The sequence below is a fragment of the Desulfovibrio sp. 6_1_46AFAA genome (assembly GCF_000224635.1).
GTDB classification, from domain to species: Bacteria; Desulfobacterota; Desulfovibrionia; order Desulfovibrionales; family Desulfovibrionaceae; genus Desulfovibrio; species Desulfovibrio fairfieldensis.
In genome coordinates this window covers 64,030-72,959 of record NZ_JH114302.1, presented here as the reverse complement: position 1 = coordinate 72,959, position 8,930 = coordinate 64,030, and the positions used below count along the sequence as shown (strand labels likewise).

7 protein-coding genes are annotated in these 8,930 nt (G+C 65.2%); 6 read left to right on the top strand and 1 reads right to left on the bottom strand.

Going from position 1 to position 8,930, the window contains the following annotated elements; all coding sequences use genetic code 11:
* A partial coding sequence (gene mutY / locus HMPREF1022_RS07020) for an A/G-specific adenine glycosylase (RefSeq protein WP_009302534.1) occupies positions 1-1,139 on the top strand: 1,139 nt, incomplete at its 5' end.
* 263 nt (positions 1,140-1,402) lie between these two features.
* Positions 1,403-3,445 carry an autotransporter family protein gene (locus tag HMPREF1022_RS07015; RefSeq protein ID WP_009302533.1) on the top strand — a complete coding sequence of 681 codons (2,043 nt, stop codon included), beginning with the start codon at positions 1,403-1,405 and terminating at the stop codon, positions 3,443-3,445.
* A 118-nt stretch (positions 3,446-3,563) separates the two neighbouring features.
* Here the strand turns inward: HMPREF1022_RS07015 and HMPREF1022_RS07010 are convergent, their stop codons facing one another.
* Positions 3,564-5,126: a methyl-accepting chemotaxis protein gene (locus tag HMPREF1022_RS07010; RefSeq protein ID WP_009302532.1), complete on the bottom strand. Its 1,563-nt coding sequence runs from the start codon at positions 5,124-5,126 to the stop codon at positions 3,564-3,566.
* A gap of 334 nt (positions 5,127-5,460) precedes the next feature.
* Here HMPREF1022_RS07010 and rimP point away from each other — a divergent pair, with 334 nt between their 5' ends.
* The 4 genes from rimP to HMPREF1022_RS06995 all read left to right on the top strand — a co-directional run.
* On the top strand, positions 5,461-6,171 hold the full coding sequence (rimP, locus tag HMPREF1022_RS07005) for a ribosome maturation factor RimP (RefSeq protein ID WP_009302531.1): 711 nt from the start codon (positions 5,461-5,463) through the stop codon (positions 6,169-6,171).
* 38 nt (positions 6,172-6,209) lie between these two features.
* Complete coding sequence (gene nusA, locus HMPREF1022_RS07000; protein WP_009302530.1) at positions 6,210-7,604, top strand: transcription termination factor NusA; 1,395 nt, start codon at positions 6,210-6,212, stop codon at positions 7,602-7,604.
* Positions 7,591-8,025, top strand: coding sequence for a YlxR family protein (locus tag HMPREF1022_RS19120; protein ID WP_008683148.1), 435 nt, complete (start codon positions 7,591-7,593; stop codon positions 8,023-8,025). Before nusA ends, HMPREF1022_RS19120 begins: the two co-directional genes overlap by 14 nt.
* The coding region (locus HMPREF1022_RS06995; protein ID WP_009302529.1) for a translation initiation factor IF-2 N-terminal domain-containing protein at positions 8,018-8,930 on the top strand (913 nt) is incomplete at its 3' end. The genes HMPREF1022_RS19120 and HMPREF1022_RS06995, both read left to right, overlap by 8 nt.

The window sequence follows — 8,930 nt, the reverse complement described above, 5'->3', positions numbered from 1 at the left end:
GCCACCTGCCGCCCGACGCGCATCTGCCGCAATTGCGGGAAGCCCTGCTGGCCTGGTTCGCCGCGCACCAGCGGCCCCTGCCCTGGCGCATCAACTACACGCCCTATGAGGTCTGGATTTCCGAGGTCATGCTCCAGCAGACCCAGATGGAACGCGGGGTGAGCTATTTCACGCGCTGGATGGCCCGCTTTCCGGACGTGGCGGCGCTGGCCGCCGCCTCGGAAGAGGAAGTGCTGCGCCTCTGGGAGGGCCTGGGCTACTATTCGCGCGCCCGTCACGTGCTGGCCGCGGCCCGGCTGATCATGGAAAAGCACAAGGGCGTCTTCCCCTCGGGCCTGGAGGACATCCGCGCCCTGCCCGGCGTGGGGCCGTACACGGCCGGGGCCGTCGCCAGCATCGCCTTTGGCGAAAAGCTGCCCTGCGTGGACGCCAATGTGGAACGGGTGGTGGCCCGCGTCTTTGATCTGGACGGTCCGGTCAAGCAGGAACCGGCGGCCTCGGCCGTGCGGGCCTGGGCGCTGCGCCTGGTGCCCGAAGGCAGGGCCCGCGAGCACAACCAGGCCATGATGGAGCTGGGCGCGCTGGTCTGCGGCAAAAAGCCGCGCTGCGCGCTCTGCCCCCTGGCCGCCTTCTGCGTCAGCCTGCATCTGGGCATTGTGGACCAGCGCCCGGTACCCGGCAAACGGGCCGCGATCACGCCCATTGAGGTGGTCACCGGCGTGCTGCGCCACACGGGCCGGGTTTTCGTGCAAAAGCGCCTGGCCTCCGGGGTCTGGGGCAATCTCTGGGAATTCCCCGGCGGCCGGGTGGAGCCGGGCGAAAGCCCGGAACAGGCCGTTGCCCGCGAGTTCGGCGAGGAAACCGGCTTCGACGTGGCCGTGGACCGCGGTTACGGCATCATCCGCCACGGCTACACCACCTACAGGATCACCCTGCACTGCTTCGCCCTCAGCCTGGCGGCGACAACGGCGGCCGCAACAGAGGCGGAACCGCCCGCCCCGCCCATCCTCACGGCGGCCAGCGCCTGGCGCTGGGTCACGCCCGTTGAACTGGAAAATCTGGCCATGCCCGCCGCCCACCGCAAACTGGCGGATCAGATTTTCGGGCCGGGCGGACAATCGCGCCTGCCCGGGGCGTAGCCGCCGGAATATCGGCCGCGCGCCCCGGAAAAATTACCCCCCGAATCCCCCCCTGCTCCCCCTTGTTGCCCTTTCTTCCCCGTGTTAAAAAATCATAGTGGGATTCTATTTTTTCCCCATTCCGTTTCCGGCACGAGGCCTGATTTGAAAAATTAGACACACAAAACCCGTAGGTTTTGCGGCGGCGGAGCCGCCGTGCGTCAGCGAAAACCCAGGTTTTTTTTCGCGGCCGGCCTCCAGGGAACCGACAAAGGAGGGCAGGCATGGAGCCAAAAAAGACACCGCAAGGGACTCATTGCAAAGCGGTTCGAGCGCCTTCTCTTCCGGCCCTGATTCTGCTCCCGGTTCTGGCAGGATTCTGCGCCCTCGCGCCTGCCTTTGCCTCACCCGCCCTGGCCGACCGCGTCAATCCGGCGGGCAACGTCATCCACACCAGCAGTGTCGGCATGGGAACCCTCAAACCCGGCGACAGCCTGATCAATCTGGGGGGCATAGAGGGCAGCAACCCGTCCGCCTCAGGCATCACCGGCATATGGCTCCAGAATGGCGGCACGGCCCTCAACGCCGGTTTTATTACGCTCACCGGCAACGGGGGCAACGTCTACGGCATACTCAGCGATCCCAGCACCTCCGGCACTGTCGGCAATTCCGGTTCCATCACGGTGACGAACACCGGAGCCAGTACAGACAAGACTATCGGCATATATCTCGAGAATGGCGGCACGGCCCATAACTCCGGGACGATTACGGCCCGCAGCGTGGGACCGGCCTCCGGCATAACCATCGACATCGGCGGCACGGCCGATAACAGAGGCGCCATCACGGTCATGAGCTCAAGTGGAAACGCCTACGGCATGTCGTTAGGCAGCGGCACAGCGGCCAATTACGGCGTGATCCGGGTCAGCGCGCCCACGCCCGGCAAAGAGGCGCACGAACTCGAGATGAACGGCGCGGTACGGCTCGCGGCCTGGTCCCTGGAACTGCGCGATTTCGGAACTGACGCTACCCGTCCTTTTGCCGTTACCGGGTCCGGCTCCCTGGACTTCAACGGCAGCCGCCTGATCCTGCGGCCCGGCACCACCGCCCAAGGTTTTGTCTGGGGCCAAGAGTACAAAGTGGAAGACATGGTGACGAGCGGCAGCGGCAGCAACGTTTCCGGTTCCGTGGCCTCCGTGGCCTCGGAACTCCCCGATCTGCTGGAAGCCCGGCTCACGGGCACAGACTGGAACGATCAGAAAGTCTCCCTGCGTACCACCGTCAAGGCAAGCAGCAATCCCGGCCAGAGCGCCGCGTTGCAGGCCGTGGGCAATGCCCGTTCCGGCATGCAGCACCTCAGCGGCGTGCTGGCCGGGCAGTTGGCTCCCCGCAAGGCGGCCGGAAAGGATGTGATTTTGGCCGGGAATTCGCCGAATTCCCGGCCTGAGGGCATGCCCTCAGGCGATCCGTTGGGGCCGGACGAAACCGGGCGCTGGCGGGTTTTCGCCGCGCCCTATTTCAGCTCTGCGGCCAATCACGATCAGGACTACACCAGCAACAACGTGGGCATGGTCATGGGCGGCACCTGGCGTTTCAATGAGAACTTCGCCGGGGGCCTGCATCTGGGCTACAGCGGCAGCCATACCTGGGGCGATCTCATGGATACGGACAATTCCGCCCAGTCCGGCCTGGCCGGGCTGCACGCGGTCTTCAATGTCACGCCGGAATGGTATCTGCGCGGCCAGTTCACGGGCTTTATTTCCCGTTACCACAGTAATTACCAGAGCGGCCTGGCGGAAAATCCCATCTACGCGGACAACGAGTTTAACGGCCACGGCCTGTATGCGGCCCTGCACACGGGCTATGCCTGGTGGATCAACGACAACAATACCCTGACCCCGGAAATCGGCCTGGCCTGGCTCTGGTCCCATCAGGACGAGAACAGCCTGCACTGGTCCGACAGCGCGGGCGTTTCCCGGCCCGCCTACGACATAAAGTTTGACGCCCAGGACTACGCGGCCCTGTACGGCACGGCCATGCTGCGCTGGCGCGGCGACTTCGCCCTGGGCGACGAGCGGGCGGGCAACCTGCGCCCGGCGCTGGGCCTGGGCCTGCGCCAGACCCTGACCAGCGGCGAGGTGGAATCGCAAATGCGCTTCGCGGGCTCGAGCTTCTCCACCAGCGTGACCGAAGAACATACCACCATGCTGGCCGAGGCGGGCCTGGAATGGCAGTACGGTGGTTTTGCCGTTGGGCTGGCCTATACCGGCGAATACGGCGCGCAGCAGGAGGTGCATACCGGCTGGCTGACCATGAAGTTTGAATTTTAGGGCATTACAACACATTTTCAATGTGAAACAGAGAGGGCAATCCAGGGCCGCGCCATATCCCGCGCGGCCCTGGATTGCCCTGATTTTTGAAGACAGTCCCGCTGGAACGCGGCCCCGGCTATTCTTTGAGCCGGACCATGAGCGCTTCCAGGGTGCCGGTCAGTTCCACCAGCCGGTCCATTTCCTCGCGGGCCTCGGCCATGGATTTGGCCGTATCGGCGGCCATGCCGCTGACCTGGTCGATGGAGCGGTTGATCTCCTCGCTGGCCGCGGACTGCTGCTCGCTGGCCGTGGCAATGGCGCTGACCTGACCGGCCGTGTGCTCCACGGTGGTAACGATCTCCTCCAATGCCCGGCCGGACCGGCCCGCCAGATCCGTGGCCTGTTCGATCTGGGCCACGGCCTTGTCCACGGAGGCCATACTTTTGGACGTGCTGTCCTGAATGGCCTGGATGGCGTTGCCCACATCCTGGGTGGAAGCCATGGTTTTTTCGGCCAGATTGCGCACCTCGTCGGCCACCACGGCAAAGCCGCGCCCGGCGTCCCCGGCCCTGGCCGCTTCAATGGCCGCGTTCAGGGCCAGCAAATTGGTTTGGTCCGCGATATCCGAAATGACGTTCATGATCCGGTTGATGGAGCGGGCGTGCTCATCCAGCCGGCCCATGTCCTCTCTGAGGTCCAGGGAGAGCTGATGCACCTGCTTGATGCTGTGTACGGCCTCTTCCACGACCTGCGCACCGGCTTCGGCCTTTTCCCTGGTCAGGGCCGAAGCGCCGGAAGCGGCCTCGGCGTTTCTCGCCACCTCGCGCACGGTGGCGTTCATTTCGCTCATGGAGGTCGCCGCTTCGGCAAGCCGCTGGGCGGACACGGCCGCGCCGCTGTCCGACTGCTGGATGCCCCGCGACAGGCCGCCGGAAATGCCGGAAATCCTGCCCATGGCTTCTTCTAGGGACCGCGCCACCAGGGCCATGCGCTCGTTCTTGTCCATGATGAGCTGTTCGGCCTGCTTCAGGGCTGTCATGTCCACATAGAGGCAGAGCCCGCCGATGCAGGCCTTGTCCTCGTCGTAGATGGGAAAAATATTGGCCAGCACGTCGATTTTCCGCCCCTTGTGGCCGGTGATGACGATATCCAGATTACGGAAGTACTCGCCGTTGCGGATGCTTTTGCCCACCGCCGTCTCACGCGCGGGATCATTATAAAAGAGTTCCGCCAGGGTTTTGCCCAGACAGGACTCCACGCTGTCGTCAATCTCCAGCATGTCCAGGCAGGCCTGATTGGTGCTGGTGGTACGCTCTTGCGCGTCCACCAACAGATAGGGCATGGGCAGGCCCTGAAACACGCCGCGCGACAGGCCGCGCTCGAATTTCAACGCACGCAGCGCGGCGTCCAGGCCCGCGTGGATTGCGGGCAGATCCTCGGCCCCGAAGGCCTGGGCCGCGTCCAGGCGGCCCTCGGCCAGATCGCGCAGCCGTTGCCCCACAGCCTTCAGGGGCCGCAGAAAAATCAGCCGCGCGCCCAGGCCCAGGCAAAGGGCCGTAAACAGCGTGGCCAACACGGCCCCGGTCAGTGCCGCGGCGCCCAGCCCCTCGGGACAAAAAGCCGTCCCGGCCCAGGCCAGAACCGCCGTCAGCGCGGCCGTCGCAATGCAACTTACTGAAAACTTTTGAAAAAGCGTCATACTTCCATCCCCTTGCAATGAACGCCTCGGCAATATTTCACGCTCGCACGAGTCTTAACGGCGAATACCGGATTTCTTTTAGTCTATCTTGTGTAATTCGCGACGCAATTTATTTTCCACGGTTATTTCCGGACCTCCTACTTGACAAGCATTGCGGCATGCGCTAATTGAGTCCAATTCAAGACGATTTACGCTTCGGCGCATATCGTCACATCCTGATGCAGGACGTATGTTCACAACGGGGTGGCCTGAATAGGCCCCCTTTTTTTTGTCCCCGCGGCAAAAGCAGGCCACTTTCCGGGCTTCATCTTTAGCCGCCCTCAGTAAGGAAAACATGAGCGAAAACGCCCTCAAGGAAACCGTCATTCGTCTGGCCGACCCCGTGGTCCGCTCCCTGGGGCTGGTCATCTGGGGCGTGGAAGTGGTCCAGGCCGGGCGCATGGCGGTGCGGCTCTTTGTGGACGTTCCTTCCGGCGCGCCGGAAAGCCCTCAGGCCGCCGACGGGGAGAAAAATGAAGCCCCCTCTTCAGCCAGCATAGGCCAGTGCGAGGAAATCTCCCGCCATCTGGGCCTGGCCCTGGAAGTGGAGGACGCCGTGCCCTCGGCCTATGTGCTGGAAGTATCCACCCCCGGGCTCACGCGCCTTTTTTTCAGCCTTGACCAGATGCGCCCCTATCTGGGCGACATGGTGGAAGCCCGGCTGCACGCCCCCGTGGCCCCGGAAGCCGCCGCGGGGCCTGCGGATTGCGGAGGCGCGGCCCCCCGCCGCCTCTGGCGCGGCAGGCTCGCCGCCGTTGAGGCGGACGCCTTTGTGCTGGAACCCGCCGCGCTTTCCCCCGAAGGGGAGGTCAGCCCCGAGGGCCTGCCGCCCGTGCGCCTGCCCTGGACGGCTGTGCGCCGGGCCAGCCGCATGTATATTTTCCGCCAGCCGGTGAAGCCCGGCAAAGGCCCCGGCAAGGGCTCGGGCAAGGGCTCCCGCAAAACTCCCGGCAAGAGCGCCGGTCCCGTCCCCGCCCACGGCGAGGCATCACCTGAAGCGAAGTAGCGATTTCACGCCGCCACGCGCGGCAGCCGGAGGCAGACATGAATCTTGAACTCAAAAAGGCCATTGATCAGATCAGCAAAGACAAGGGCCTTGACCGCGACATGCTCATCGACACGCTGGAAGACGCCGTGCGCACCTCGGTGCTGCGCCGCTTCAGCGAGGATATGGACGTGGAAGTGACCTACAATGACGACACCGGCGACATTGAGGTATACCAGTTCAAAATCGTGGTGGAAGATGACGACGTGGCCAACGAGGACACCCAGATTGCCTTGGCCGACGCCCGCGAGCATGATCCCTCCGTACAGTTGGACGACGAAATGGGCTTCCGGGTCAAGGTGGAGGACCTGGGACGCATCGCGGCCCAGTCCGCCAAGCAGGTCATCATCCAGCGCATGCGCGACGCCGAGCAGGAAATCATTTACGAGGAATACAAGGACCGCGTGGGCGAAATCGTCTCCGGCATCATCCAGCGCCGCGACAAGGGCGGCTGGGTGGTCAACCTGGGCCGCACCGAGGCCATTCTGCCCCGTGAGGAGCAGATCCCGCGCGAACATTACAAGCGCGGCGACCGCGTGCAGGCCCTGATCATCGAAGTGCGCAAGGAGGGACGCGGCCCGCAGGTGGTCATCTCCCGCGCGCACCGCGACTACATGGCCGCCCTGTTCCGCCGCGAAGTGCCGGAAGTGGACGACGGCGTTGTGCAGATCATGGGCGTGGCCCGCGATCCCGGTTCCCGCGCCAAGGTGGCCGTGCTCTCGCGCGAACGGGACGTGGACCCGGTGGGCGCCTGCGTGGGCGTGCGCGGCTCGCGCATCCAGAACATCGTGCAGGAGCTGCGCGGCGAACGCATCGACATCGTGGTCTGGAGCCCGGAGATCGCCACCTACGCCCGCAACGCCCTGGCCCCGGCCCTGGTTTCGCGCATCGTGGTGGACGAGGAGGAAAACCTCCTGGAAGTCATCGTGCCCGACGACCAGCTCACCAACGCCATCGGCCGCAAGGGCCAGAACGTCAAGCTGGCCGCGCGCCTGCTGGGCTGGAAGGTCGATATCTTTACCGAAACCCGTTACAACGAGGCCAATGCCATCGGCCACGGCCTGGAGCAGGTCGCCAGCGTGGCGGAAGTATCCATTGAAGCTCTGCTGGAAGCGGGCTATTCCTCGCTGGACGCGCTGCGTGAAGCCAGCGACGAGGAACTGGCCGACAAGCTGACCATCAGCGCTTCGCGTATTTCCGACCTGCGCTCGGCCATCAACTTCCTGGCGCCGGTGGTGGAGAGCACGCCCGAGTCCTCGGCCGTGGAGCTGGGCAGGGCCGCCGGGACAGAGGAAGCGGAAGACGGGGACGCCCGGCCCGAAGAAGACGGGGCGGAGCCTGATGCGGCACCCGAAACAGCGGAAGACGCCGGAAGCGGCGATGTGGAAAAATAAGGCCGCCGCAACGGCGCGGGAATCCGGCCCGGAAGCGCCGGAACAACGAAAAAGGCCGGAAGGCCCGGTGCGGATGTGCGTGATCTGCCGCCGCCGTTTTTCCAAGGCCGACGTGAACCGCCATGTGCTGACCCCGCAGGGAAATTTGAGTATTGACGTAGAAAAAACCAGACCGGGCAGGGGCTGGTATGTGTGTTCCGATCCTGTCTGCGAGCGGAAATTCGCGAAATACAGGCCCGGCACACGGCGCGCGGCAGCCGTTGCACGAGGAACGAGTGTTACGGATGCCGACAGCAGCGATGCGGCAGCCGATAAGCGAAAAAAGAATGTTGCTTTAGCTGTTGCGGCGCAACCGCTTACAGATAAGGACAGCAGCGCTACGGTTGGCGACAGCATTGATAAGGGGGGTAACCATGCCTGAAGAAAAAATTAAGATAAAGGATCTCGCCGGAGAGCTCGACGTGCAGTCCAAGGACATGCTGCGCGCTCTGCGTGATCTTGGCCTTCCGGCCAAGACCACGGCTGGTTCCGTGTCCGTGGAGGACGCGGCGCGCCTGCGCGACCATTTCGCCGGCCGGAAGCAGGGCGGCGTGGAGCGCACGGAGGTCCAGCCCAATGTCATCGTGCGCCGCCGCCGCAAGGACGCCGCGCCCGCTGAGGCCGCTGAACCCGCGCGGCGGGCCGCTGCCGCGCCGGGAGAAAAGGCCTCCGAGGCCGAAGTCGCTCCCGCGGCCAAAACTGAAACGGAAAGCGCGCCTGTCGCTGCCGTAAGCACGGCCACGGCTGAAAAAGCCGCAGCCGAGGCCCCGGTGGCCGACGCCCGCGCTGATGCGCCGGAAGGCGCCACGGCCCAGGCCGCCGCTCCGGAAGTTGCGGAAACGCCCGCTGCCGCGCCCAAGGCACAGAAGACCGCCCGTGTGGTGGCCGCCGCGCGCGTCATCAGCCGCCCCGGCGACGAACCCGCGCGCCCGGTCGCGCCCGAAGCTCCTGTTGCGCCCGTTGAGGAGGAAAAGGCAGCCGCTCCCGAGGCTCCGGCCAGCGAACCCCCCGCCGAAGCCCTGGAAAAAAGCGCCAAAACCTCCCGCCTGGCCCGGCCCGACGCCTCGGCTGTGCCCGAGGGCTCTTCCGCGCCCAGCCTGCTCCCGCGTGCGGCGGAATCCCGTTCCGAGGCCGGGCAGGCGGACGATGCCGCGCCCGCGTCGGACGATGCCGGTGAAGCCGCGCCGCGCCGCGCATCCCGGCCTGAACCCGCCGCGCCCCAGGTGCGGATCATTTCACGTCCCGCGCCCGGTTCGCAGGACAGCCGCCCCGCCCACGTTCCGCGCC

Excerpts from the sequence above, each read along its gene's own strand:
- nusA (WP_009302530.1), top strand. The coding sequence starts at position 6,210 with ATGAATCTTGAACTCAAAAAGGCCATTGATCAGATCAGCAAAGACAAG.
- HMPREF1022_RS19120 (WP_008683148.1), top strand. The coding sequence starts at position 7,591 with ATGTGGAAAAATAAGGCCGCCGCAACGGCGCGGGAATCCGGCCCGGAA.
- HMPREF1022_RS07015 (WP_009302533.1), top strand. The coding sequence starts at position 1,403 with ATGGAGCCAAAAAAGACACCGCAAGGGACTCATTGCAAAGCGGTTCGA.
- rimP (WP_009302531.1), top strand. The coding sequence starts at position 5,461 with ATGAGCGAAAACGCCCTCAAGGAAACCGTCATTCGTCTGGCCGACCCC.
- HMPREF1022_RS07010 (WP_009302532.1), bottom strand. The coding sequence starts at position 5,126 with ATGACGCTTTTTCAAAAGTTTTCAGTAAGTTGCATTGCGACGGCCGCG.